General features: G+C 46.8%; 1 protein-coding gene. It reads left to right on the top strand.

The window, feature by feature from the left end:
• Nucleotides 1-559 precede the first annotated feature (559 nt).
• Nucleotides 560-821, top strand: a 262-nt coding sequence (locus P5674_RS25395) for an IS630 transposase-related protein (RefSeq protein ID WP_315670442.1), incomplete at its 3' end; no start/stop codon positions are given.

Raw genomic sequence — 821 nt, 5'->3', positions numbered from 1 at the left:
TCTCGACCCCTAATTAACCCCTCTAATGCTCTGCCTATAAACAAGTGAGTAATGCTATTCACAAGGCAGTAGTGAAAAATGTAAGCGCATGCTTAGAGGGTGAAGGATGTGACCAGAAGCTAAAGCCCAATTGTCATGGTGGGGATATGCCCAATTGTCACGGTGGGGATATAGATACTGCGGTCAGTAAGAGTATAATGGCGAGGACGAGTTTAAAGACTACGTGCTGCATATAGCTCTGAACATCGAAGTAGAAAGCAGGTCTGTTGATTCTGCTCCTTTGACAAATAGGGTATCCACACCAGGAGCCGTGTGATGGGAAACTATCAAGCACAGTTCTGAATGGGAGAGGGTGAAGGTGACTTCACTCTCGACCCCTAACGTGCGAGACGTTCGGGTATGAAATAGGGCTGAAATGCCCGAAATAACTACCCGGTGAGGATTCCAGCCCCGAGTTTGGATATAAGGATCGCACTCCTGGCCATCCTCATAACTGTTTATAGCACAAGACAGAACATTTAGGACGTATAATGGCAAGGATATCTACAGAAGACCCAAAATGCCAGCCCCCTACAGTTACGACCTTAGACAAAAAGTTATTAATGCAATTGAACTAGACGGTATACCCAAAACCGAAGCCAGTCAAGTTTTCCATGTCAGCCGGAACACCATTAATCTCTGGCTGCAAAGAAAAGCACAGACCGGAGACTTCCTCCCTAAACCTAATCGCCCACCTGGTCATAGCCACCAAATTACCGACTGGCATAAATTCAAGGCTTTTGCCCAAGAGCATGGCCACAAAACCTCCGCTCAGATGGCTC

It is taken from the genome of Limnospira sp. PMC 289.06 (assembly GCF_032350395.1).
Classification (GTDB): Bacteria; Cyanobacteriota; Cyanobacteriia; order Cyanobacteriales; family Microcoleaceae; genus Limnospira; species Limnospira platensis.
The sequence above is the reverse complement of the archived record's forward strand: the minus strand, read 5'-3'. Positions and strand labels throughout refer to the sequence as shown.